Genomic DNA, 23,824 nt, shown 5'->3' with positions numbered 1-23,824 from the left:
CCCGCGGCGGCGCAGCTCACGCGGAGATGGGCACCGTCACCGTCACGATGGTCGGGCCGCCGGCCGGGCTGTCGATGTGCATCGCGCCGCTCAGGCCCTGCACCCGCCGGGCAAGGCCTTCGAGTCCGCCTCCGGGGCGCGGGGCGGCACCGCCGTGACCGTCGTCCAGCACGGTGACGCGGACCACGGGTCCTTCCCGGACCGCGGTCACCGATGCGCCGTCCGCTCCCCCGTGCTTCACGGCGTTGGTCAGCAGCTCCGCGACCACGAAGTACAGGTTGCGCGCGGCTTCGGGGCTCAGTGCCGCCGTGATGGAAGGGGCGACCTCGACCCGAACCGGAAGCGCACTGGCGGCCGCGAGCCCGGCGATCGCCTCGGCGATCCCCCGGTCCTGCAGCAGCGGCGGCGCGACACCGCCGGCCAGCGCCCTCAGCTCGTCCAGCGCGGCCTGGGCGTGCCCGCGAGACTCCTGTGCGAGCGCCGCCACCGCCGCGGCATCGCCGTCCGCCGCGCGCCGCTCGAGCGCGGCGAGATCCATCTGCAGGCGCACCAGACGCTGCTGCGGGCCGTCGTGCAGGTCCCGCTCGAGCCGGCGCAGCCCGGCGTCCTCGGCCTGCACGGCCGCACCGCGGGAGGCGTCCAGACCCTGGACCTGCGCCACCAGGTCGTCGGACTCCCATCGCCCGGTCAATGCGGCGGCGACCGTGCCGTGCAGGCGTGCGAGGCCGCTGAGCACGAGCGGCAGCGTTCCCAGGAAGACCAGCCCGACGACCAGGTACAGCATCGAGGCCCACAGATGCGGATCCGGAGACGGGTCGAACCCGCCGAAGATGTGCTGCACCGCCCAGGGGACCCAGACGCTCTCGGCGTTGCCGTCGGGGATGAACGACGACCAGAACCAGTACGTCGGGCCGCCGAGCGCCATCGAGACCCAGATCGTGGCGATGGCGAACGTGACGATCGCCACGATCGGGCGCACGAGCAGGCTCGACAGCAGCGCCATCCAGTAGTGCGCGTTCCGCAGCGGTTGCGTCAGACGGGCCCAGGACCCGGTGCCCTTCGTGCCGCGGCGCCAGTCGGGCGCGGCGATGGCGGGGTGGTCGGTCATCCGCAGCAGCGCCCGCTCCGCCTCGGCGAAGCCGCGGGCGACGTAGAGAGACCCGACCAGCACCGGCACTCCGATCACCAGCACGAGGGAGCCGATGCCGACGCCGAAGACGGTCCAGGTCACTCCCATCGCCAGGATCGCGAGCGGTACCGACAGCAGCACGAGGAAGAGCGCGTTGCCGGGCGCCGCAGCCCATGCCCGCCCATATCCGCGCCGGGGCGCGGCCGGCGGCGCCGGGAGGCGCGAGTCGAGGGAGCGGGTCGCGGTTGTCATCGGGAGATCTCCTGGTCCATGCCTCTGGTGCGCTGATTCGCACCGGCTTCCACGATGCCCGTCCCGCGGGCGTCGGACCAGGGCGCCTGCTGCCGGATCCGCACGGGGGTTAACCCCCGTGCGTCACCCGTCCGCCGACCAGCGTCGCCGCCACGGGCATCGTGCGGAGCCCGTGCGCGTCGGCGGTCGCCGGATCGGCGCCGAGCAGCGCCAGATCCGCGGCAGCACCAGGGCGGATGCCGGCGTCACCGCCGGTCCCGCCGCGGGCGCTCGCGGCGAGGGCGGTCTGCAGGTCAACCCGCTCCTCGGGATGCCAGGGTGCGCGGTCATCGTCGGTGCGGAAGACGGCCGCCGAGATCGCGTGCCACGGATCCAGCGCAGCCACCGGCGCATCCGATCCGAAGCGCAGCGTCGCCCCCGCCCGGTGCAGCGAGGCCAGCGGATAGCCGATCGCGGTCTGCCCGGCCCAGAGCGCGTCCGCCGCGTCCCTGTCGTCGAGGGCGTGCTGCGGCTGCACGCTCGCGGCGACGCCGAGTCGCCCGAACCGCGCGAGATCGCCGTGGCGCACGAGCTGGGCATGCTCGATCGTGCCCTGGGCCCCGGTGGCGGCGAAGGCGTCCAGAGCTGCGGTGACCGCGAGGTCCCCGATCGCATGCAGGGCGATCTCGAGGCCCGCCCCGGTGGCTCGCAGCAGCAGCTCCTGCAGCTCGGCGGGCGGCACGGTGAGCACGCCGTGGTTGTGCGGATCGTCGGCATAGCCCTGGCTGCAGGCGGCGGTGCGCGTGCCCAGCGACCCGTCGGAGATGATCTTCAGCGGCCCTGCGTGCACGAGTCCGAGCGGGTCCTGATCCATCGCCTGACCCGTGTGCAGTCCCTCGGCGATCGCACGGTCGAGGTCGTGCGGATAGACGGCGAACTCGACGCGATGCATGTCGAAGCCGCGCGCGAGTCGTCGAGCCCAGGCCCCGGCGTTCCATGCCATGTCGAAATCCACCAGACCGACGACGCCGCGGCTCGCGGCTCGCCGGGCGGCCGCAGCGACCGCCTCGTCGGCGACCACCGGATCCGCGGCGTTCAGCCGGCGGGAGATCTCGAAGGCGTCCTCTTCGCGCAGCATCCCGTCCGCGGCGACGGGGAAGCCCTCCCGGCGGAAGGCGGCAGTGTTCAGCCACACGCTGTGCACGTCGGCGTTGATGAGGTAGGTCGGGATCTCACCCGTGTGCTCATCGAGCAGGGCCAGGGCAGGCCGGTCTGCCCAGCGCACGTCGCGGAAGCCGGATCCGACCCGGCGACCGTCGCCGAGCACGGACGCGAGCGACATGCGTGCGGCCGCCTCGACGGCGCTCGCGGTGCCGGCGAGGTCCTCCCGCTGCGCGGCGAGTGCCCATTGCACGGTGTGCACGTGGTGATCCCACAGGCCAGGGACGATCCACGCGCCGTCGCCGTCGAGCACCTCGCCCCGTAGCGGAAGGGCTCCGGTGGGGGCGATGTCGGCGATCCGGCCTTCTTCGAGCAGCACGTCCACCGGGCCGTCCACGGCCAGCAGCCGACGGTCCGCCGTGGCGATGCGCACAGCGCGGATCGCGTCGAGGTGCGCTCCGACGTCCGACGCCGTCATCGGGTGCCCGCCCGTGCGGCGAGGCGGGCGTCGTGCGCGCGCTGCATCTCGGCGGCCAGCAGCGGATTCGCGTAAGCGCCGTCGCCCTGCAGCTCGAGGATCACGTTCTCGATCACGTCGTCGGGCTTGTTCTGGCTGAGCTTGCGTTTGGCGGTGATGCGCGTCGGAGTGAGCCGGAAGCCGACGGTGCCCGCCTCGAGCCGGCGCACGAACGCCTCGTCGTTCGGCGGTGTCCAGATGCCGCGCGGGTTGGCGAGTCTGCCCTCGAAGTGGTCCACGAGATGACCGAGGACGCGGAGGTTCTCCTCGGTGTCGAGCAGCTCCGGGACGCCCGACAGATGCACCGCGACATAGTTCCACGTCGGCACGGCGGCCGCCGTGTCGACGTACCAACCGGGCGAGATGTATCCATGCGGACCCTGGAAGATCACCATCAGCTCCTGGGATCGGAGTCCCAGCACGATGTCGTCCGGACGGCCGACGTGCGCGACGATCGTGAGGTCGTCGCGGTCCGGATCGAGCAGCACCGCATAGTGCGACGCGGTCATGCCGTTCTCGTCTCGGCCCACCAGTGTCGCCCAGGGATTGGCGGCGATGATCCGCCGCAGTTCGGCGACATCCGTCATGGCGAAACTGGGGTTCTGGCGCATGGATTCAGCCTACGGTCGCCTGCCCTTCCAGAGCCTCAGCGACCGGGATCCGTCACGCCTGGCAGCGCGGGCACCAGTACAGCTTGCGGGCGCCGATCTCCTCGAGCACGATGTCGGTGCCGCACACACGGCAGGGCAGGCCCGTGCGGTGGTACACCCAGTGCCGGTCGTCTCGATGCGCCATCGCGGCGCGGTACTGGTCGGCCGTGAGGTCGTCCATGGTCATCATCTGGCCGGTCTCGACGCCGATCGCGAGCAGACGGACCCAGTCCCGCCAGAGCGCGCGCACGGTCTCCTCCGGCACGTCGCGGCCCGGAGTGTGCGGGTTCAGCCGGGCCCGGAACAGCAGCTCGGCGCGGTACACGTTGCCGATCCCGCTGACCACGGACTGGTCCATGAGCAGCAGAGCGATCGGCACCGCCCTGCGCCGCACAGCGGCGACGAAGCGCTCCTCGCCCTCGTCCACGTCGCCCACCAGCGGATCCGGTCCGAGCTTCGCGACCGTGGCGAGCATCTCGTCGGGCGTCTGCAGCACGCAGGCGGTGGGCCCGCGCAGATCGGCGCAGGTCGAGTCCGTCATCAGGCGCAGGCGCACCTGTCCGACCACGGGCGGCGGCCATTCGGCGCCCTCATCGGCGAGCCCCTTGGTGGCCTCGGACATGCGCACGTGCACACGCGTCTTCCGCGGGGCACCGATGGAGGCCAGCGAGTTCTCGCCCGCGTCGTCCAGGATCGGCGCCTCGTCCGCGATCGACGATGCGTCCAGATCGGTGCCGCGTTGATTCGTCTGGCCCATCCGCCCGTTTGCCGACGCGATCGTCGGATCCACGAGGATCTCGCCGGAGAAGTCCCAGGCCCCGTAGAGCCCCAGGTGCACGCGCAGCCACAGATCCCCCTCGGTCTCGAGGAACATCTGCTTGCCGACCGCCTGTACGCTCTCCACCGCACGACCGTCGAGCAGAGCGGCACCCTCCGCGAAACGGCCCTGCGGGCTCGATGCGAAGACGGGCTTGCCGACGAAGTTGCGGGCGAACTGCCGCGCGATCCGGTGGACGGAATGGCCCTCGGGCATCAGGCGCGCGGGTCCGGGAGCAGCGATCCGTCGCGCTCGAAGTCCGCGATCTGCGCGATCCGGCGCACGTGCCGCTCCTCGTTCGAGAACGGCGTGGCGATGAAGCGGTCGATGAAGCCGGCGACCTCGTCGAAGGTGTGCTGGCGCGCGCCGATCGCGATCACGTTCGCATCGTTGTGCTCGCGGGCGAGCTCCGCCGTCGCGATGCTCCACACCAGGGCCGCGCGGATGCCCTCGACCTTGTTCGCCGCGATCTGCTCGCCGTTGCCGGATCCGCCGAACACGACGCCGAGCGCCTCGACTCCCGCGCGCTGGTCGCGGATCGTCGCCTGCGCCGCGCGGATGCAGAACGCGGGGTAGTCGTCCAGTGCGTCGTACTCGACCGGTCCGTGGTCCACGACCTCATGACCCGCCTCGGCGAGATGGTGCTGCAGCTGCGTGGAGAACTCGAGACCGGCGTGATCGGTGGCGATGTGGATGCGCATGCCTCAATCCTACGGAGCGCCGCGACCACCACGGGGCGGCGTGACACGGCCGCCGGGCGCTGTCAGGGCGCGATGCCGGCCGCAGCCGGCTTGAACCCTGCGCGGATGTTCTCACAGCACCCCGGACGGCACACGTCGAACGCGGGACCGAGCGCGGTGACGTGCGCGCGATCCGCCGCCGAACGCCCCTCCAGGCGCTCCTGGATGAGGTCGACGATGCCGGCGACGAAGGTGTCGGAGACCCCCGGGGTCGGCGTGCGGACGAAAGCGAGGCCCGCCTCGGCGGCCGCGTCCTTCGCCTCGGTGTCGAGATCCCAGAGCACCTCCATGTGGTCGCTCACGAAGCCGAGCGGGACCACGGCGACCGCGGTGCGACCGCGAGCGGGCAGCTCCTCGATCACGTCGCAGATGTCGGGCTCGAGCCACGGCTGCGAGGCGGGGCCGGAGCGCGACTGGTACACGAGCTCCCACCGCACGTCGGCGGCCGCGGGCAGCAGCTCGGCCACGCGGCTCATGACCCAGGCTGCGACCGCCTCGTGCTGGGCGGCGTACGCGCCGTCGGGGCCCCAGTCGACGTCGCGCGGGCCAGAACGCAGCGCATCGTCGGTCGGCACGCTGTGGGTGGTGAACAGGACCTGGATCGCCGAGGCGTCGACGCCGTCGGCCGTGAAGCCGACGATCGCGTTGCGCACGCCCTCCACGAAGGACGCGACGAATCCGGGGTGGTCGTAGAACGGGCGGATCTTGTCGATCGTCACCGTCTCACCGAGCTCCGTCTCCTCCAGCACGCGGGCGAAGTCCTCGCGGTACTGACGGCAGCTGGAGAAGGAGCTGTACGCGCTCGTGGCGAACGCGAGCAGCGTGGTGTCCCCGCTGTCGGCGGCCATGGTCACCGCGTCGGACAGGTACGGAGCCCAGTTGCGGTTGCCCCAGTACACCGGGAGGTCGATCCCGCGGCGGGTGAGCTCGGTCTCGAGCGCGGCCTTGAGCGCGCGGTTCTGCGCGTTGATCGGGCTCACGCCACCGAAGTGCCGGTAGTGATGCGCCACCTCTTCGAGCCGCTCATCCGGGATGCCGCGGCCTCGAGTGACGTTGCGCAGGAACGGGATCACGTCGTCCTGCCCCTCCGGGCCGCCGAATCCTGCGAGCAGGATGCCGTCATAGGCGACGGGCGTCTCCACGAACTCCGGCCCGCTCGCGGCGGGCGCGGAGGCGAAGGGAACGGTTGCTGCGGTCACGTTTCGAGCACTCACCCTTCCATCTTCCCCTGAGTTTCCTTTGCCACGGCCGTGCGCCGACTCGATGCCCTCCTGGAGGCGGCGGCACCCGCGAAAAACCGCAACACGCGCTCTGGCGTAGGCTGGGACGGTTGCCGCCGGCGCCAGCAGCGCGAATCTTGCGGCCGAACCCCTCACCCCCTGGGAGTCTGAGCAGTGCCTGGAGAGAACCTCACCCGCATCGAGGCGCAGGAGCGCCGCGCGATCGTCGACACCGAGTCGTACGAGATCGCGCTCGACCTGACCAAGGGCGCGGAGGTGTTCGGATCCCGCAGCGTCGTGCGCTTCACCGCCACCGAGGGGTCCTCGACCTTCATCGACCTCATCGCGCGCGAGGTGCGCGAGATCACCTTGAACGGCGAGCTGATCGACCCGACGACGGCCTACGCCGACTCGCGCATCGCGCTGGACGGCCTGGCGGGCTCGAACGTGCTCGTCGTCGACGCCGACTGCGAATACACCAACACCGGTGAGGGCCTGCACCGCTTCGTCGATCCTGTCGACGGCGAGGTCTACCTCTACTCGCAGTTCGAGGTGCCCGACTCCCGCCGCGTCTTCGCCGTGTTCGAGCAGCCCGACCTGAAGGCGACGTTCCAGTTCACCATCACCGCGCCCGCTGCGTGGAAGGTCGTCTCGAACTCCCCCACCCCCGAACCGATCCACCACGACGCGTCGAACGGATCCGGGTCCGACCAGAACGGCGCGGTCGCGACGTGGGGCTTCGAGCCCACCCCGCGGATCTCCTCGTACATCACGGCGATCATCGCGGGCCCGTACGAGGAGACCTTCTCCGAGCTGACCAGCGCCTCCGGCCGCGTGATCCCCCTCGGCGTCTACGGGCGCAAGAGCCTGTGGGAGCACCTCGACGCGGACTACATCTTCGACAAGACCCGCGAGGGCTTCGCCTACTACGAGGAGAAGTTCGGCGTCCCGTATCCGTTCGCGAAGTACGACCAGCTCTTCGTGCCGGAGTTCAACGCCGGCGCCATGGAGAACGCGGGCGCGGTGACCTTCACCGAGACCTACGTGTTCCGGAGCAAGGTGACCGACGCCGTCAAGGAGCGCCGCGTCGTCACGATCCTGCATGAACTCGCGCACATGTGGTTCGGCGACCTCGTCACCATGAAGTGGTGGAACGACCTCTGGCTGAACGAGTCGTTCGCCGAGTGGGCGTCGACCATCGCGACCGCCGAGGCCACCGAGTGGACCGAGGCGTGGACGACGTTCAACGCCATGGAGAAGACCTGGGCCTACCGTCAGGACCAGCTCCCCTCCACGCACCCGGTCGTCGCCGAGATCAACGACCTCGACGACGTGCAGGTGAACTTCGACGGCATCACGTACGCGAAGGGCGGATCCGTCCTCAAGCAGCTCGCCGCGTGGGTGGGCATCGAGGCGTTCTTCGCCGGCGTCTCCGAGTACTTCAAGAAGCACTCCTGGCAGAACACCGAGCTCAGCGACCTGCTCGTCGAGCTGGAGCGCACCAGCGGCCGCGACCTCACCGTCTGGTCGAAGAAGTGGCTGGAGACCGCGGGAGTGAACACGCTCGCGCCCGTCATCGCCGAGGCCGGGGACGGCACCATCTCGCGCTTCGCCGTGACGCAGACGGCTCCCGCCGACTACCCGACGATCCGCCCGCACCGCCTGGGCATCGGCTTCTACAACCTCGACGCGACGGGCGCTCTCGTGCGCACCCACCACGTCGAGGTGGACGTCGACGGTGACCGCACGGAGCTTCCCGAACTGCAGGGCCTGAAGCGCCCGGATCTGGTGCTGCTGAACGACGAAGACCTCGCCTACGCGAAGATCCGTCTCGACGAGCGCTCCCTCGCGACCGCCGTCGCACACCTCGCCGACATCAGCGACCCTCTCGCCCGCTCGCTCGTGTGGGGTGCCGCCTGGGACCAGACCCGCGACGCCGAGAGCGCCGCGAGCGACTACATCGACCTCGTGCTGGGCAACATCGGCCGCGAGACCGAGTCGACCACGGTGCGCACCACGCTCAGCCAGCTGCAGACCGCCGCCGCGCTGTACGTCACCCCGGAGCACCGTGAGGCCGCCCGCACCCGGGTCGCCGACGGCCTGTGGGCGCTCGCGCAGAGCGCGGAAGCCGCCTCCGACAGCCAGCTGCAGTTCGTGACGGCGTTCGCGAACTCGCTCACCACGCCCGAGCACGCCGACGTCGTGCGCCGCCTGCGCGACGGCGCACTCACCCTCGACGGCCTCACGATCGACACCGACCTGTCGTGGCAGCTGCTCGTCGGCCTCGCCACGGTCGGCGCCGTCGACGGGGCCGCGATCGATGCCGCGCTCGAGGGCGACAACACCGCCAAGGGCGCGGAGTTCGCCGCGCAGGCCCGCGCCGCGCTGCCCACGCCCGAGGACAAGCAGGCCGCGTGGTCCTCGCTCGTCGAGCACGACGACCTGTCCAACACGATCGTCCGCTCCGCCGCCCTCGGCTTCACCCACCCGGCCGGTGTCGCACTGCTCGAGCCGTTCGTCGCGCAGTACTTCGACGCCCTACTCCCGATCTGGGAAGGCCGCACGTTCCAGGTCGCGAACTACCTGATCGTGGGACTGTACCCGAAGGCGCTCGCGAACACCGCCCTGCGCGACGCGACCCGCGTCTGGCTCTCCGCCCACCAGGACGCCGCGCCCGCGCTGCGCCGCCTCGTGTTCGAAAACCTCGCGGACGTGGAGCGGGCGCTCGCCGCTCAGGCGCGCGATGAGGAGACCTTCGAATCGGCGGCCGCGCAGAGCTGACGCACGACCCGGAAGGGCCCGGAGGAGACTGCTCTCCTCCGGCCCCTTCGTCGCGTCCCGAGCGGACAACACCGGCTCGCGGCGCAGCGCCGCCGACGCTCAGAGCCCGCCAAGGGGCGCAGCCATAGGATCGTGAACGATGAATATCGTCTCCTTCGAGGATCAGGCCGCCAAGATCGCAGACCTGTGGACCCAGACGCTCGACGTCCTCGGCAAGATCGGCATGAAGGCGCTCTGGAGCGTCGTCACGATCGTCGTCTGCGTCCTCATCGCCTATGCGCTCCGCTTCGTGATCCGCCGCGTCGTCCGCCGGATCGTCGCCGGCGCCAAGTCCAAGGCCGAGGTCACCGACACAAGGGCGCTGGAGCGCTCCCCGCTCGCGGACATGCGGCTCGTACAGCGCACCAGGACCCTCGGCACCATCCTGCAGAACATCGTCAACGTGATCCTCGTGGTGGTCGCTGTCGTCCTGATCGTGAACATCATCGAGCCCACGCTGCTCGGGTCTCTGACGCTGCTCACCGCCGCCGTCGGCGCAGGCCTCGGTTTCGGTGCCCAGAACATCGTCAAAGATGTGCTGAACGGCATGTTCCTCGTCGCCGAGGACCAGGTCGGCATCGGAGATGTGGTCGACCTGGGCCTCGCGTCGGGTGTCGTCGAATACGTCAGCGTGCGGATCACCCAGGTGCGTGACGCGAACGGCACGCTCTGGTACGTCCGCAATGGCGAGATCACCCGGATCGGCAACATGTCGCAGGGATGGGCGCGCGCGATCATCGACCTCGGGGTGCCGGCGGATGCGGACGTCCCCGCGGTCGAGGACGCTCTGCTCGCCGCCGCCCAGGGGCTCGCGAAGGATCCGAAGTGGCGCACCCGCATCGTCGAGAAGCCCGAGATCTGGGGACTGGAGTCGATCGAGGGCGATGCTCTCGTGATCCGGGTCGTCATGAAGACCCGCACGAATGCGATGGACGACGTCGCCCGCGAGCTGCGGATGCGGCTGCGCGACGCCATGCTCGGCATGGAGCTGACCGTCCCCAGCATGGCCACGGTGCAGCTCGCCGGCCCCGAGGGTGCCCGCCGGGTGCACGGCGCGAACCCGCCGCGCACCCGCCCGAACCCGGTCGCGACGGCGCCCACGGTGCCGGAACGCGGATTCTGGCGCAAGAAGAAGACCGAGGGCGAGAAGCCCGCCACGGCCACGCCCCCGCCGCGCACCAAACCGGCGCCGACCGCACCTGCGCCGACGAAGACCGAGAAGCCGAAGACGCCGCCTTCCGCCCCGCAGAGCCTGCCGCTCCCTCCGCTCCCCGATCCGCAGAGCCCGCAGGATCCGCAAACCCCCGGAGACGAACGATGAGTGAACCGGTGTCCTTCTACAACGAGGTCGGCGGCCACGCGACGTTCCAGCGCCTCGTCGAGGTGTTCTACCGCGAGGTCGCGCTCGACCCGGTCCTGAAGCCGATGTACCCGGAAGAGGATCTCGGCCCTGCGGCGGATCGCCTGCGCATGTTCCTGGAGCAGTATTGGGGCGGCCCCACGACCTACGGTGAGCAGCGTGGGCACCCGAGGCTGCGCATGCGTCACATGCCGTTCCACGTCGACCCGGACGCCCGCGACCGCTGGCTGCGCTGCATGCGCGCCGCCGTGGACGACGCCCGCCTCTCGCCGATCCACGAGGCGACGCTGTGGGACTATCTCGAGCGCGCCGCGCATGCGATGGTGAATACATTCGAGCCGAGCCGCACGACCACGACGGGCGCCCCGACCCCTGACGGGCGCCCCGTCCTCTAGCGGCGCCCACCGCACGTACACCGAGTTCGACGGAGATCTCATGACCGCGACCACGACCACTCACTCCACCGACGTCCTCGTCATCGGCTGGGGGCTGTCCGGCCTCGTCGCCGCCGCGGAGGCCACCGCCGCAGGCAGACGCGTGATCGTGGTGGATCAGGAGCCGCGGACGAACCTGGGCGGACAGGCGTGGTGGTCCTTCGGCGGGCTGTTCCTCGTCGACTCCCCCGAACAGCGCCGCATGGGCATCACGGACTCCTACGAGCTCGCCCGACAGGACTGGTTCGGCAACGCGGGCTTCGACCGCGACGAGGACGCCTGGCCGCGGCGCTGGGCAGAGGCGTATCTCCAGTTCGCGAGCGGCGAGAAGCGCGCATGGCTCCGGGAGCGCGGCGTGGGCTTCTTCCCGGTCGTGGGCTGGGCCGAGCGCGGAGGTTACGGCGCTCTCGGACCCGGCAACTCGGTCCCCCGCTTCCACATCACCTGGGGCACGGGCCCCGGCATCGTGGCGCCCTTCCAGGCCGCGCTCGAGCAGGCGGAGCGGACCGGGAGCCTGGTCGTGCTCCCACGGCACCGGGTCACCGCGCTCACCGCCCGCGACGGCGTCGTCACGGGCGCACAGGGCGAGATCCTCGCATCGTCCGCCGCCGCCCGCGGCGTGCAGAGCGATCGTGAGCCGATCGGTGCCTTCGAGATCACCGCGAGCGCGACGATCGTGACTTCGGGCGGCATCGGCGGCAACCACGACCTCGTGCGCGCCGCATGGCCCGAACGGCTGGGCGCACCGCCGACCGACATGCTCACCGGCGTGCCCGCCTATGTGGACGGGTCCATACAGGCCGTATCGGCGGCGGCCGGGGCACGGCTCATCAACGGCGATCGGATGTGGCACTACGTCGAGGGCATCCGCAACTGGGATCCGGTCTGGCCCGGTCACGGCATCCGGATCCTCCCCGGCCCGTCTTCGCTGTGGCTGGACGCCACCGGCAGGCGCCTGCCCGTGCCGCTGTACCCCGGCTTCGACACGCTCGGGACCCTCGCGCACCTGCGCACCACCGGGTACGACCACTCCTGGTTCGTGACGACGCGGCAGATCGTGGAGAAGGAGTTCGCTCTCTCCGGCAGCGAGCAGAACCCCGACCTCACCGGCAAGGACATACCGCTGCTCGTGCGCTCCCGGCTCGCCAAGGGCCCCACGGACCCGGTGCAGGCGTTCCTCGAGCGGGGCGAGGACTTCGTCGTCGAGGACGACCTCGGCCGACTCATCGCACGCATGCAGGAGCTCCCGGGCGGAGACGCCCTGGACCCGGCGCGGGTTCGCGAGGAGGTCGTCGCGCGCGACCGCGAGATCGGCAACGACTTCACCAAGGACGCGCAGATCGCGATGCTGCGCTCAGCTCGTGCCTATCGCGGAGATCGGTTGATCCGCACGGCCTCGCCGCATCGCCTGCAGGATCCGTCGGCTGGTCCGCTGATCGCCGTGCGGTTGCGGGTCATCACCCGCAAGTCTCTCGGCGGCATCGAGACGGACCTGGATGGCCGCGCACTGGACGCCCACGGCACGACCGTGCCCGGACTTTATGCGGCCGGCGAGGCGAGCGGCTTCGGCGGCGGCGGCGTGCACGGCTATCGGGCGCTGGAGGGAACGTTCCTCGGCGGCTGCCTGTTCTCGGGACGCCAGGCGGGCCGCGCCGCGGCGCAGGCGGTCTGAGCACCGCCGAGCGCCCGGACCTCGCGCGGCCGCGTCCGGCGCTACTTGCGGATGAGTGTGACGGTCTTGGTCACACCCATCGCCGTGACCTTGTACGAGATCTTGCCGCCGGCGTACTCGAAGTCCTTGGTCGGGTCCGTCGATGCGAGCAGAGCGCCGTCTGTCGCGGCTTCGTCGCGCGTGGACGTCCAGGTGAAATCGCCTGCCGCTGACGGAGCAGCGTACGAACCGACCCAGTAGACGGCCGTCGTTCCGTCCTTCGCGTTGACCCAGTTGATCGAGATGCTCTGGCCGGTGATCGTCGCCGACTGTGTGGAGTCTCCACCGTTCTCCTCGACCCACTCGCCGACGAGATCCGCGGGCGTGGGCTTCGGCGACGGGACCGACGAGTCCGGCGACGCGGTAGGTGCTGCTCCTGTGGAGGCCGTCGTTCCCGTGACCGGCGCTGAGCACCCGGCGAGTGCTAGGAAACCGATGAGCGCGGCAACGGCAAGGACGTTCTTAGAAGTCATTGGATGCAAGTACTTTCGTGTGATCGAGAACGTGGGTCTGCTGCTGCTCAGCTGAAGTAGCCGGAGACTCCGAGCACGAACGAATCACACTTCCTGTCGTAAAGATCGATGCTGAATGTGACCTCACCACCGGGCGTAAGAACAGCGTCCGGCTTCGCAAAGCTCTCGACATACGATGCGATGCTGTCGCCCTCGAAACAGTAGGCGTAGACGCCGAACGGGTTCTGCAAGGTCTTGTCGGTGGGATTCGAGGCCACTCCGATGATCGCCGAGCCGTTGTTGTCGGCCTGAGTGACCTTGAGCGCGGCGGTGTTGTACGGCGAGGTATCTGCAGGCGACGTCTGCGCCTGGAACTCGTATGTCACACCGGCATCAGGGATGGATGCCACGTTGGAGAAGTAGATGTAGTCGAGCGCGACCTCCCCCGGCTGCACCTGGGCAGGAATAGATCCGGTCTGGCTGTTTCCGCTTGCGACGACCTTGCCGCCGGCCTTCGCCGCGACAGTGAAGTCGACGTGCGCGACCGCCTTGCTGGTGTTGTTGCGGTAGGCGATGAGGAGAATGCCTGAATCCATGCCTTCAGTCTTCGAGAGCTGCCCCTGAGCGACGACAGAGACCTTGCCCGCCTCGCCGGCGGGGAACGACGGCTTTGCATTGCCCCCGAGGAGCTGGCTGCTATTGAGCTCCTTCGGCGTCACGGCATCTGCGCTGGGAGCCGTCGGAGCAGTTGTTCCCGCAGGCACTGCCGTGCTGTGCGTGTCAGGCGATACACGTGCGCTGCACCCGCTCAGCGTCAGAACGAGCATGCCCGCGGCGAGCAAGACTGAGGGCTTCTTCATGTGGTTCTCTCCGTGTTCCGCGAGCGCCGAGCGGCTTCAATACAGCTTCTTGTACCGATAGTACAGTTTTCTGTGCTGACTCATTGCAACTGCACAGGTCGACTGGAGGTGTGCCCTATACGCCACCCGAGCCCGATCTGGATCAGCTTCGCGTGGCGTTCAATAGGGCTCGCCACGCGTCCAGCCTGACGTTCGATCAACTTTCGGAACGCTCGGGCGTGAGCCGCCAGACGCTGATCAACCTCTCGCAGGGACGGCACTACGGTGACCTCAAGACCTGGCTGAAGCTCTCGGCGGCTTTCGGCGTAGGGCTCGACGAACTCGTCGGCCCGGTATGGGAGGACAGCTCGTCTGGCGAGACGAGAGCAACTGCCACGGCACGCCGCGCGCACGACTGAGTGCGCACTGCAGACCAAGGCCTCGCCGACCACGGAGCTCCTCATCCAGGCGTTGCTGGGCAGCGTCGGTGTGACGTTCCGCGCCGTCACTACGGTCGTCCGGCGCTGACCGCCGCGGCGTGAACCCGGACGCGCCGCCCGACTCGTGCTGCGCCTCAGCCGGCGGCGCCGGTCGAGCGCACCGGCGTCAGCCCCACCGCGGCGGGCCCGCGGCTGAGCACGTGACCGCGCGCGAACGCGAGGCGCGTCCAGCGGCCGGAGGTGGTGATCGGCACCTGCTCGGCACCGGAGATGAAGCCGAAGGCATGCGCGGCGAACGCGACGCCGCGGGGCAGCCCGAGGAGGTCCTCGTCGGGCTCGCCCCAGATGGCGGCACGCAGCGCGCGGACCGCGTCCTCCCCTGCGCCGACCGGTGATCCGTGCGCGACGGCGGAGATGCCCCACTGCGCACGCTGCGCGATGACGTCGGCGCCGAGCGTCCCCGCCGTCGCCCAGCCGCTCCGGGGCGGTGCGACGCCGGCCCAGGAGGGGCTGCGGCCTGTGTCGGGAAGCGCGAGGGCGCGTGGATCCTGGGTGGTGGTGAGCTCGTCGATCACGATGTCGCACCGCAACTCGGGGTCGGCCCGGACGATCCGCATCGCGAGGATCGTCGGCGTCGCGTCGAACAGGGTCTGCGGCACGAGTGCCGCCGCCGTCATCGCGAGCACCCCTCCGTCGGCCTGTAGCCGGACCCCTTCATCGCCGGCGCGCGCGGCCCGGGAGACGAAGGTGAGCGCATCACGCGCAGTGTCGGCATCGGCGAGGATCAGCGGCGTGGGCACGCCCTCTAAACTAGCAACCGGCCGCGACCGGTCCCCCGGTGTGTCGCGGCGCGGAGAGGATCCCATGACGCCCGACGAGCACGCCCGCCGATCTGTCGAGATGCTGCTGGGGATCCTCGATCTCGACTCCTCGGACGCCCGCACCACCGAGGACATCTTCACCGGCGTCTCGCACCCGATGCCCACGGGGCGGATCTACGGCGGGCAAGTGCTCGGCCAGTCCCTCATCGCGGCGGAGCGGACGATGCCGGATGGCCGCGTCCCGCACTCTATGCACGGCTATTTCCTGCGCGCCGGGGACGCCTCCCAAGGCCTCACTTTCGCCGTGGACCGGATCCACGACGGCCGTTCCTTCTCGACGCGGCGGGCGCAGGCCTATCAGAACGGGGTGCCGATCTTCTCGATGATCGCATCGTTCCAGGACGAGAACCCGGGCATCGAGCACGCAGCGCCGATGCCCGACGGCATCCCGGATCCCGAAGACCTCGTCCCCGACGAGGAGCTGTCCGACGGGATCCATCCCCTGTCCAAGCGCATGCTCACCGATCGGCCGGTGGACATGCGTCATGTGGAGGGCCCGCTGTTCGGTGCGGCGGGCGCCGAGAAGTCCGCGCACCAGGCGGTGTGGATGCGCATGCGCGCGCCGTTCCCGGACGATCCTGCCCTGCACCGCGCGGCGCTGGCGTACCTCAGCGACATGTCGATCCAGGAATCGATCCTGCGCGCCCACGGGCTCAGCTGGAATGTGCCTGGCCTGAAGGTCGCGAGCCTGGACCACGCCATGTGGTGGCACCGCCCGGGGCGCGTCGACGACTGGCTGCTGTACGTGCAGGAGTCGCCGAACGCCCGCGGAGGCCGGGGCCTCGCCACAGGGCGGATCTACGATCGCGGTGGCGCCTTGGTGGCCAGCGTCGCCCAGGAGATCACGATCCGGGTGCCGGAGGCCTGATCAGCCGGGCCCGTCGACGACGGCCCGGCCAGTCCGCGACCGCACTCAGCGGTGCGCGTAGACGATCGACGGTCCGGAGAACGGCGACCATGCCTCGCGCATCTCCGGGCCGATCCGAGTGGGACGACCGGTCGCTGCGTCCACGAGCACGATGATCGCCGTCGAGCGCGCGTACAGCACCCGCTCCTCGAACGCCGCGTCGTTGTACACCTCGTAGCAGACCTCGATGCTGGATCCGCCGAGCTTTCCGAACCACATCTGCACCTCGAGGGGATGACGCTGGTACGGCACGGGCGCGAGATACTCGATCTCCTGCCGGGCGACGAGCGTGATCACACCGGCGTCGAGCCCCGAGCTCAGTACGGCCGTGCTCGGGCCGTGCTCGCCCTCCCCCGGGCGCCAGAAAGCCCGCACCCGAGCTTCCTCGAGCAGCTTCAGCATCGAGGTGTTGTTGACGTGGTTGAAGGCGTCCAGGTCGCCCCAGCGCAGGTGGATCGGGATGTGCAGACGCTCCCCCGCCGCGGCCCCCTCGGGAGCCGCGGTCAGGGGAGCCTCCGCAGCGGTCCCTGAGGCCGTCGAAGGGTCAGTCACGCGTAAGCCTGCGGTGCGTGGAGCGGTGCGGGTTGGCCGCGTCGGCGCCGAGCCGCTCGATCTTGTTCGCCTCGTAGGACTCGAAGTTGCCCTCGAACCAGTACCACTGGTCGGGGTTCTCGTCGGTGCCCTCGTAGGCGAGGATGTGCGTCGCGATCCGGTCGAGGAACCACCGGTCGTGCGTGATCACCACGGCGCAGCCGGGGAACTCCAGCAGGGCGTTCTCCAGCGAGCCGAGGGTCTCGACGTCGAGATCGTTGGTCGGCTCGTCGAGCAGCAGCAGGTTGCCGCCCTCCTTGAGCGTGAGGGCGAGGTTCAGCCGGTTGCGCTCGCCACCGGAGAGCACGCCCGCCTTCTTCTGCTGGTCCGGGCCCTTGAAGCCGAACTTGGAGACATAGGCGCGCGACGGGATCTCGATCTTGCCGACCATCATGATGTCGAGGCCGTCGGAGACGACCTCCCACAGGGTCTTGTCGGGATCGATGTTCGCGCGGGACTGATCGACGTAGCTGATCTTCACCGTCTCGCCGACCTTGAGATCGCCGCCGTCCAGCGGCTCCAGGCCCACGATCGTCTTGAACAGCGTGGTCTTGCCGACGCCGTTCGGGCCGATCACGCCGACGATGCCGTTCGGCGGCAGGCTGAAGCTCAGACCGTCGATGAGCGAGCGATCGCCGAAGCCCTTCTGCAGCTTCTTCGCCTCGATCACGACGTTGCCCAGACGGGGACCCGCTGGGATCTGGATCTCCTCGAAATCGAGCTTCCTGGTCCGCTCGGCCTCCGTGGCCATCTCCTCGTACCGGGCCAGGCGTGCCTTCGACTTGGTCTGGCGGCCCTTGGCGCTCGACCGCACCCACTCCAGCTCGTCCTTGAGGCGCTTGGCGAGCTTGGCATCCTTCTTGCCCTGGATGTCGAGACGCTCCGCCTTCTTCTCCAGGTAGGTCGAGTAGTTGCCCTCGTAGCCGATCAGGCGGCCCCGGTCGACCTCCGCGATCCACTCGGCCATGTTGTCGAGGAAGTACCGGTCGTGGGTGATCGCGATCACGGCTCCCTTGTAGGCCTGCAGGTGCTTCTCCAGCCACAGCACGCTCTCCGCGTCGAGGTGGTTGGTGGGCTCGTCGAGCAGCAGCAGATCCGGCTTCTGCAGCAGCAGCTTCGCGAGCGCGACGCGGCGCTTCTCGCCGCCGGAGAGCTTGGTGACCGGCTCATCGGCCGGTGGGGTGCGCAGCGCATCCATGGCCTGCTCGAGCTGGGAGTCGAGGTCCCAGCCGTCCGCCGCGTCGATCTCCTCCTGCAGCACGCCCATCTCGGCGAGCAGAGTGTCGAAGTCGGCGTCGGGGTCCGCCATCTGCGCGGAGATCTCGTTGAAACGGTCGAGCTTGGCCTTGATCGCAACCCCCTCCTGGATGTTCTCCAGGACGGTCTTCGACTCGTCGAGCTCGGGCTCCTGCATCAGGATGCCGACGCTGAAGCCGGGGCTCAGTTTGGCCTCGCCGTTGGAGGGCGTGTCGAGCCCGGCCATGATCTTCAGGATGGTGGACTTTCCGGCGCCGTTGGGGCCGACCATGCCGATCTTCGCCCCGGGCAGGAACGCCATCGTGACGTCATCGAGGATGAGCTTGTCGCCGACCGCCTTGCGGGCGCGGACCATGGAGTAGATGTATTCGGCCACGAGGGCACTCCTTCTGTCGTGGTGACGACGATTGCGAAAGGCTGCGGGTCGCTCCCCGGGCCGTGCACCGCGGGATCGACACTCCAGCCTACCCGGGGCGGGTGCCCTTCCTCCCCGAGGAGATCTACGGTGCGACGGGCACGGTCCTGCCGATCAGGCAGCGACCGCCGTCCACCTGCGGCAGCACCGCAGTGACCGGATCCCCCGTGGACGGCCCGACCTGTCCGACCAGGCACCGATCCTTCCCCCACCGCACCGAGAACTGGATGCTCTCCGCCGGGTTGCCCACGGTCGACTCGTCCGCTGTGACCTCCATGTCGGCTCGGGCGAACCCCGCGGCGCCGAGCGCGTCGATGTACGCCGAGCCCGAGGCGCGGCGCTCCCCGGCCCAGACCTGCGCGACGACGGCGGCGAACACCGGAAGGTTGTCCTCGGCGGAACCGTCCGGGTGCAGCGCAGGCGGGGTGGAGGGCGACGCGGTCGTGCCGCTCGGGGTCGCGGTCGGCGTCGAGACAGGCGATGAGGACGGGACGGGGGAACCGTCCGAGCAGCCGCTCAGGATGAGCGTCGCGGCCATGGCCAAGAGCGCGAGGGGGCGGGTCACGGGAGTTCGAACGACCACAGCCCGGGATCCACGCACGCTCAGAGTCTATGCGGCACGCGTCGTTGACGATCCTGCCGACCCGACCCCCCGCTCGGTCCGATCAGTACGGCGTCTCCTGGCTTCCTGCACTCCCCCACGCGTCGGACGCCGTCGACTCCTGCGCGCCGGCACCGACGACCGCCAACGCCGATCCGTCGCGATCAGCCGCACCGTCCTCGCTGGCGGGCGTCGTCTGATGCGACATCCGGTGATAGACGCTGCGGCCGCGTCGCAGATCCGGTCCGATGCAATCGGCCTCGATCTCCACGCTGATCCGCTTGCCGTCCTTGCCCTCCCACTCACGCAGCTTCAGGCGCCCGACGACCACGACCGCGTCACCCTTGGTGAGCGAGGCCTCCGCGTTCTCCGCCAGGGCCCGGTACGCCCTGACCTCGAACCAGTTCGTCCCGGCGTCGATCCAACCGCCGGCGCCGTCCGGGCGGCGGTGGTTGGTGGCCATCCGGAAGGTCAGGGTGGGGATGCCGGTCGCGGTGGCCCCTCGTTCCGGGTCCGTCGCGACGTTTCCCAGCACCGTGATGGTGTCGGCCATGATGTTCTCCTCTGCTCTCGCGGAACCCGTTCGGGCCCCGATCCTGCAGGAAAGCGTGGCGCGCCGATCGTCCCTGTGGAGGCGGCTTCGCGCATCCGGTGAGCAACTGGTCGACGTGGCGTCCTGTGGAGGAGGATCGAGCGCGGTTCGGGTCAGTGCACGAACAGGAGCAGCGTCGCCACCGCGATGAACAACGCTCCGAAGACGATGTTGAGCGTGCGCTGGCCCCGCGCACTGGAGGTGAGCCGGCGGAAGCTCTGCGCCGTCGCGGCGAAGACGAACCACATCACGACCACGTCGATCACCACGGTCGTCCCGATGAGGATCAGATACTGCGGCCACGGATCGCGGTCGAGCCGGATGAACTGCGGCACGAACGCGAGGAAGAACACGATGGCCTTGGGGTTGAGCAGGTTCACCCAGAACCCACGGCGGAGCATGGGCCACCGCCCCTCGGGCGGTCGCAGTTGCTCGGGATCCGCGGCAGCCTCGGGAACGCGGGCGAGGATGAGCCGGATGCCCAGGTACACGAGGTACGCCGCGCCGAGGTAGCGGATCGTCTCGAACAGCCACGGCACGCGCGCGACCAGAAGGCCCACGCCCGCGGCGACGATCGCCACGTGCACCACCAGCGCGAGCTGCTGCCCGATGATCCCCCAGATCGAGCGCCGCCATCCCTCGTTGAGCGAGTTGGTCATGGTGTTGATCGCGCCCGCGCCCGGCGTGAGGCTGATCACCACGCACGCCACCACCAGCGAGAGCCACACAGTCACGGTCACCAGCACAGTGTAGGGACTGTGCGCGCGGCCCGGATCCCGGCCCTTTGCGCGAATGTCGGAGGCCGTCCTTATGTTCGAAAACAGAAGGAGGAACCATGACCACGAACATCACGCCGGTACCGACCATCCGCTGGGCGACGCCTGTTCTCACCCGCTCCGTGGAGACGCTGCAGCCCGCCGGAGAGCGTCTCTGGCGCGTACTGGACGGCCGCGGGGCGATCCGCGGACACCTGCGGATCATGCCGCACGACCTCGGCCTGCGCTACCGCGCCGAGCGCCTGCACCTCCCGTCGGGCACGTTCCGCGTCGTCGGAGACTTCTGGAGCGCCGACGACGCCGTCGCCGCGCTGCGCTTCTGACCTCCGCCACCCGGCGGGAGCGGTGCCTCGCTCGTTTCTTGGCCAATCCTTAGGCCAGGCATCGGAACATGGATCCGGCGCACGCGAACGCGGATGCCGCCTCCGGTGTCGTCATCGCGAGGGACGCGACGAGAGAGATCCCACCATGACCGAGCTTCGACGCTCCCGTACCCGCCCGCTCACCGGTATCGAGCGCGCAGCGCGGCGGCCGCTGGTCGCGCTGATCGTCGCCGTGGTAGGCGCGGTGGCGGTCGTGGCACTCGGCTTCGCGATGAAGGCGACTCAGGCGGATCAGGGCCTGGTCGCGGCCTTGAACACGACGCACACCGGTGCGTGGGGCGCCTTCTCGAGCTTCGTGTACAAGGCGATCGAACCGCTGCCCGCCGTGGCGATCACGCTGGTGATCGCCGGAATCGTCTGGGCGGTGTCGCGCTCGCTGCGCATCGCGATCCTGTTCGGGCTCACCGTCGCGTTCACCTGGCTGCCCGTCGCGGCCGTCAAGATCCTCGTCGATCGCCCGCGGCCGGATGCGTCGCTCCTGGCTCACCCGTTCTCGCCTCTGCAGACCGACGGATCGTTCCCGAGCGGCCACACCGCCTACATCGTCGCCCTGGCGATCGCCTTCTGGTTCCTGCTCCGTGACACCCGGTACGCGTGGCTGCCGATCGTCCTGGGCATCATCGCGACGGTCGTGATCGGCCTCGCCGTGGTCAGCGACGGCCTGCACTTCCCCACCGACGTGCTCGGCTCGATCGCGTGGGCGCTGACCACGGCCGCTGCGGTGCGCTGGCTCATCGTCGACGTGATCGCGTCAAGAGTGCACCGCCGCGCCGTCCGCTGAGCACCGGGAAGAAGTGCCCCCGGCAGGATTCGAACCTGCGACCGACGGATTAGAAGGCCGTTGCTCTATCCACTGAGCTACGGAGGCGCCCGTCAAGGCTAGCGCGTCGGCGGCGCTCAGTAGGATGGCCGCATGGTTTCTTCGTCCGAGAACGATCGTCTGGTCTGGATCGACTGCGAGATGACGGGGCTCGATCTCGCCATCGATGAACTCGTGGAGATCGCGGTCGTGATCACCGACTTCGAGCTGCGCCTGGTGGATCCGGGGTTCCAGGTGGTCATCCGCGCGAGCGACGCCGCCCTGGCGCAGATGAACGACTTCGTGACGAACATGCATCGCACCTCCGGCCTGTACGAGGAGATCCCTGGCGGCGTCTCCCTCGCCGAGGCGCAGGCACAGACACTCGCCTACATCCGGCGGTTCGTGCCGCAGGAGCGCAAGGCTCCGCTGGCCGGGAACACGATCGGCACCGATCGCATGTTCCTCGCGAAGTACATGCCCGACGTCGACCAGTACCTGCATTACCGCAACGTCGACGTGTCGAGCATCAAGGAACTGTCGCGCCGCTGGTACCCGCGGGTCTTCTTCCACGCCCCGGCGAAGGACGGCGGGCACCGCGCCCTCGCCGACATCCTGGAGTCCATCCGGGAGCTGGAGTACTACCGCCGAGCGGTGTTCATCGACCAGCCCGGACCGACCACCGAAGAGGTGCAGGCGACATCCGATGCCGTCGTGTCAGAGTTTGCCTCAAACCTGTAATACACTGGTCAGGTTGCCCGCTCAGGCAGGCACATGGTGGGTATAGCTCAGCTGGTAGAGCGCTGGCTTGTGGTGCCGGATGTCGCGGGTTCGAGTCCCGTTACTCACCCCATCGAAGAGGCCCGGATCCTTATGGATCCGGGCCTCTTCCGTTTCCATGGACCCCCGCGTCTTCGGCAGCTGCGTCACGGCTAGCATCGAACCATGGCCTCCTTCGTGCGCACCGCGACAGATGCGGACCTCGCAGAACTCGCCCGGATCGAGGACGAGGCCGACACCGTGTTCACCGCCCTGTTCGGCGCCGCGCTGGGCGGCGTCGCACCTTCTGGTGCAGCCCGCGCGTCCGAACCGGGTTTCGTCCTCGTCGTCACGGAACAGGAGGGCGGCGCGCCCGTGGGCTTCGTGCACGTGCTCGCGGAAGACGACCACGCGCACCTCGAGCAGCTCTCCGTGCTTCCGGCGCACGCGCGCCGCGGCCACGGACGCGAACTGGTCGAGGCTGCTCTCGACGAGGCCGCCGACCGCGGCTACCGCACCGTCACGCTGCGCACCTTCGCCGACGTGCCGTGGAACGCGCCGTTCTACGCGTCGCTCGGCTTCACGGAGACCGTCTCTCCTGACCAGCCGTTCTACCGCGCTCTGCTCGACACGGAACAGCGGATCGGCCTGAACGACCTCGGACGCCGTGTGCACATGACGATCGACCTCGCCGGTGGCATGGAGATGGATCCGGAGGCGTTCGAGGAGCTCGTCGCGGATGAGCTCGACCGCCTGCCCGACGAGATGGTCGAGGGCCTGGAGAACCTGGTCTTCGTCGTCGAGGATCGTCCGGAGGACGGCTCGCTCGACCTGCTCGGAATATACGACGGCCTGGCTGTCACCGAGCGTGGGAACTACGGCATGGGCGAGCTCCCCGACCGCATCGTCGTGTACCGCGAACCCCATCTGGCCCAGTGCGGCGACGAGCAGGAGCTGCGCCACGAGGTGCACACGACGCTGGTGCACGAGATCGCGCACTATTACGGGATCGACGATGCTCAGCTGCACGAGATGGGGTGGGCATGAGCGCGCCTCTCCTCACTCCCGCCGTCGATGAGCAACTCGACCTGCAGGCTGCACCTGCCGTGCCGTGGGAGCTCGTCGTCTGGGACGATCCGGTCAATCTCATGAGCTACGTGGTGCGGGTGTTCCGCACCTACTTCGGATATCCGAAGGACTACGCGACCCGCCTCATGCTCGCGGTGCACAACGAGGGACACGCCGTGGTCGCCGTCGGTCCGCGCGAGACCATGGAGGTGCACGCGCAGGCCATGCACGACTACGGGCTGTGGGCGACCGTGCGCCGGTCGGGAGAGTGAGC

Annotated in this window: 25 protein-coding genes, 2 tRNA genes and 1 pseudogene; 13 read left to right on the top strand and 15 right to left on the bottom strand. The window is 69.5% G+C overall.

Annotated elements, in window-relative coordinates; all coding sequences use genetic code 11:
- Positions 1-16 precede the first annotated feature (16 nt).
- The 6 genes from AB4078_RS18000 to AB4078_RS17975 form a co-directional block, all read right to left on the bottom strand.
- The gene (locus AB4078_RS18000; RefSeq protein WP_441978261.1) at positions 17-1,381 is read right to left on the bottom strand and encodes a sensor histidine kinase; all 1,365 of its coding nucleotides are present in this window, start codon (positions 1,379-1,381) and stop codon (positions 17-19) included.
- Between the two features lie 109 nt (positions 1,382-1,490).
- Entirely contained in the window at positions 1,491-2,999 is a 1,509-nt protein-coding gene (locus AB4078_RS17995) for an amidohydrolase (RefSeq protein WP_441978260.1), read from the bottom strand.
- Positions 2,996-3,649, bottom strand: a complete 654-nt coding sequence (locus tag AB4078_RS17990) for an FMN-binding negative transcriptional regulator (protein WP_441978259.1) — start codon at positions 3,647-3,649, stop codon at positions 2,996-2,998. The genes AB4078_RS17995 and AB4078_RS17990 overlap by 4 nt, the downstream gene beginning before the upstream one ends.
- A gap of 52 nt (positions 3,650-3,701) precedes the next feature.
- Positions 3,702-4,721: an Fpg/Nei family DNA glycosylase gene (locus AB4078_RS17985; protein ID WP_441978258.1), complete on the bottom strand. Its 1,020-nt coding sequence runs from the start codon at positions 4,719-4,721 to the stop codon at positions 3,702-3,704.
- Entirely contained in the window at positions 4,721-5,206 is a 486-nt protein-coding gene (locus tag AB4078_RS17980) for a ribose-5-phosphate isomerase (protein WP_440731939.1), read from the bottom strand. The genes AB4078_RS17985 and AB4078_RS17980 overlap by 1 nt, the downstream gene beginning before the upstream one ends.
- Before the next feature lie 62 nt (positions 5,207-5,268).
- Entirely contained in the window at positions 5,269-6,444 is a 1,176-nt protein-coding gene (locus AB4078_RS17975) for a ferrochelatase (RefSeq protein ID WP_441978257.1), read from the bottom strand.
- A 195-nt stretch (positions 6,445-6,639) separates the two neighbouring features.
- Here AB4078_RS17975 and pepN point away from each other — a divergent pair, with 195 nt between their 5' ends.
- The 4 genes from pepN to AB4078_RS17955 all read left to right on the top strand — a co-directional run bounded on the left by pepN (position 6,640) and on the right by AB4078_RS17955 (position 12,751).
- A complete protein-coding gene (gene pepN / locus AB4078_RS17970) occupies positions 6,640-9,246 on the top strand; it encodes an aminopeptidase N (protein ID WP_441978256.1) in 2,607 nt (868 codons plus the stop codon).
- A gap of 139 nt (positions 9,247-9,385) precedes the next feature.
- Positions 9,386-10,606, top strand: coding sequence for a mechanosensitive ion channel domain-containing protein (locus AB4078_RS17965; protein ID WP_441978255.1), 1,221 nt, complete (start codon positions 9,386-9,388; stop codon positions 10,604-10,606).
- On the top strand, positions 10,603-11,040 hold the full coding sequence (locus AB4078_RS17960) for a globin (protein ID WP_441978254.1): 438 nt from the start codon (positions 10,603-10,605) through the stop codon (positions 11,038-11,040). The genes AB4078_RS17965 and AB4078_RS17960 overlap by 4 nt, the downstream gene beginning before the upstream one ends.
- Before the next feature lie 40 nt (positions 11,041-11,080).
- The gene (locus AB4078_RS17955; protein ID WP_441978253.1) at positions 11,081-12,751 is read left to right on the top strand and encodes an FAD-binding dehydrogenase; all 1,671 of its coding nucleotides are present in this window, start codon (positions 11,081-11,083) and stop codon (positions 12,749-12,751) included.
- 41 nt (positions 12,752-12,792) lie between these two features.
- Here AB4078_RS17955 and AB4078_RS17950 read toward each other — a convergent pair whose 3' ends face one another.
- Complete coding sequence (locus AB4078_RS17950) at positions 12,793-13,263, bottom strand: hypothetical protein (RefSeq protein ID WP_441978252.1); 471 nt, start codon at positions 13,261-13,263, stop codon at positions 12,793-12,795.
- A gap of 47 nt (positions 13,264-13,310) precedes the next feature.
- Positions 13,311-14,102 carry a hypothetical protein gene (locus AB4078_RS17945; protein ID WP_441978251.1) on the bottom strand — a complete coding sequence of 264 codons (792 nt, stop codon included), beginning with the start codon at positions 14,100-14,102 and terminating at the stop codon, positions 13,311-13,313.
- Positions 14,103-14,320: 218 nt separating this feature from the next.
- Between AB4078_RS17945 and AB4078_RS17940 the strand changes: the two genes are divergently transcribed.
- The gene (locus AB4078_RS17940; protein ID WP_441978250.1) at positions 14,321-14,500 is read left to right on the top strand and encodes a helix-turn-helix transcriptional regulator; all 180 of its coding nucleotides are present in this window, start codon (positions 14,321-14,323) and stop codon (positions 14,498-14,500) included.
- A 155-nt stretch (positions 14,501-14,655) separates the two neighbouring features.
- Here AB4078_RS17940 and AB4078_RS17935 read toward each other — a convergent pair whose 3' ends face one another.
- On the bottom strand, positions 14,656-15,321 hold the full coding sequence (locus AB4078_RS17935; protein WP_441978249.1) for a hypothetical protein: 666 nt from the start codon (positions 15,319-15,321) through the stop codon (positions 14,656-14,658).
- A 64-nt stretch (positions 15,322-15,385) separates the two neighbouring features.
- Between AB4078_RS17935 and AB4078_RS17930 the strand changes: the two genes are divergently transcribed.
- Positions 15,386-16,270, top strand: a complete 885-nt coding sequence (locus AB4078_RS17930) for an acyl-CoA thioesterase (protein ID WP_441978248.1) — start codon at positions 15,386-15,388, stop codon at positions 16,268-16,270.
- Positions 16,271-16,315: 45 nt separating this feature from the next.
- On the opposite strand, the gene AB4078_RS17925 is transcribed toward AB4078_RS17930, so the two are convergent.
- The 5 genes from AB4078_RS17925 to AB4078_RS17905 form a co-directional block, all read right to left on the bottom strand.
- Positions 16,316-16,816, bottom strand: coding sequence for an acyl-CoA thioesterase (locus AB4078_RS17925; RefSeq protein ID WP_441978271.1), 501 nt, complete (start codon positions 16,814-16,816; stop codon positions 16,316-16,318).
- Positions 16,817-16,853: 37 nt separating this feature from the next.
- Positions 16,854-18,533 (bottom strand): energy-dependent translational throttle protein EttA, encoded by a 1,680-nt coding sequence (gene ettA / locus AB4078_RS17920; protein WP_440731948.1) that lies wholly within the window; start codon positions 18,531-18,533, stop codon positions 16,854-16,856.
- A gap of 124 nt (positions 18,534-18,657) precedes the next feature.
- A complete protein-coding gene (locus tag AB4078_RS17915) occupies positions 18,658-19,137 on the bottom strand; it encodes a DUF6993 domain-containing protein (protein WP_441978247.1) in 480 nt (159 codons plus the stop codon).
- A gap of 100 nt (positions 19,138-19,237) precedes the next feature.
- Positions 19,238-19,726: a single-stranded DNA-binding protein gene (locus tag AB4078_RS17910; RefSeq protein ID WP_441978246.1), complete on the bottom strand. Its 489-nt coding sequence runs from the start codon at positions 19,724-19,726 to the stop codon at positions 19,238-19,240.
- A gap of 152 nt (positions 19,727-19,878) precedes the next feature.
- Entirely contained in the window at positions 19,879-20,505 is a 627-nt protein-coding gene (locus tag AB4078_RS17905; RefSeq protein ID WP_440731951.1) for a LysE family translocator, read from the bottom strand.
- A gap of 95 nt (positions 20,506-20,600) precedes the next feature.
- Here AB4078_RS17905 and AB4078_RS17900 point away from each other — a divergent pair, with 95 nt between their 5' ends.
- On the top strand, positions 20,601-20,864 hold the full coding sequence (locus AB4078_RS17900; protein WP_441978245.1) for a hypothetical protein: 264 nt from the start codon (positions 20,601-20,603) through the stop codon (positions 20,862-20,864).
- A gap of 145 nt (positions 20,865-21,009) precedes the next feature.
- Positions 21,010-21,705, top strand: a complete 696-nt coding sequence (locus tag AB4078_RS17895) for a phosphatase PAP2 family protein (RefSeq protein WP_441978244.1) — start codon at positions 21,010-21,012, stop codon at positions 21,703-21,705.
- A gap of 14 nt (positions 21,706-21,719) precedes the next feature.
- Here AB4078_RS17895 and AB4078_RS17890 read toward each other — a convergent pair.
- Positions 21,720-21,792 (bottom strand) — tRNA-Arg (locus tag AB4078_RS17890).
- A 45-nt stretch (positions 21,793-21,837) separates the two neighbouring features.
- Here AB4078_RS17890 and orn point away from each other — a divergent pair.
- The 5 genes and pseudogenes from orn (at position 21,838) to clpS (ending at position 23,822) form a co-directional block, all read left to right on the top strand.
- Positions 21,838-22,464, top strand: a complete 627-nt coding sequence (gene orn, locus AB4078_RS17885) for an oligoribonuclease (protein ID WP_440731955.1) — start codon at positions 21,838-21,840, stop codon at positions 22,462-22,464.
- Positions 22,465-22,500: 36 nt separating this feature from the next.
- A tRNA-His gene (locus AB4078_RS17880) sits at positions 22,501-22,576 on the top strand.
- Positions 22,577-22,668: 92 nt separating this feature from the next.
- Positions 22,669-23,070 (top strand): annotated as a pseudogene (locus tag AB4078_RS17875) (GNAT family N-acetyltransferase); the annotation flags it as partial.
- 111 nt (positions 23,071-23,181) lie between these two features.
- Positions 23,182-23,529, top strand: coding sequence for a metallopeptidase family protein (locus AB4078_RS17870; RefSeq protein WP_441978270.1), 348 nt, complete (start codon positions 23,182-23,184; stop codon positions 23,527-23,529).
- Complete coding sequence (gene clpS, locus AB4078_RS17865) at positions 23,526-23,822, top strand: ATP-dependent Clp protease adapter ClpS (protein WP_441978243.1); 297 nt, start codon at positions 23,526-23,528, stop codon at positions 23,820-23,822. The genes AB4078_RS17870 and clpS overlap by 4 nt, the downstream gene beginning before the upstream one ends.
- Positions 23,823-23,824 lie beyond the last annotated feature (2 nt).

The sequence above is a fragment of the Microbacterium sp. 2MCAF23 genome (assembly GCF_052115565.1).
GTDB lineage: Bacteria > Actinomycetota > Actinomycetes > Actinomycetales > Microbacteriaceae > Microbacterium.
The sequence above is the reverse complement of the archived record's forward strand: the minus strand, read 5'-3'. Positions and strand labels throughout refer to the sequence as shown.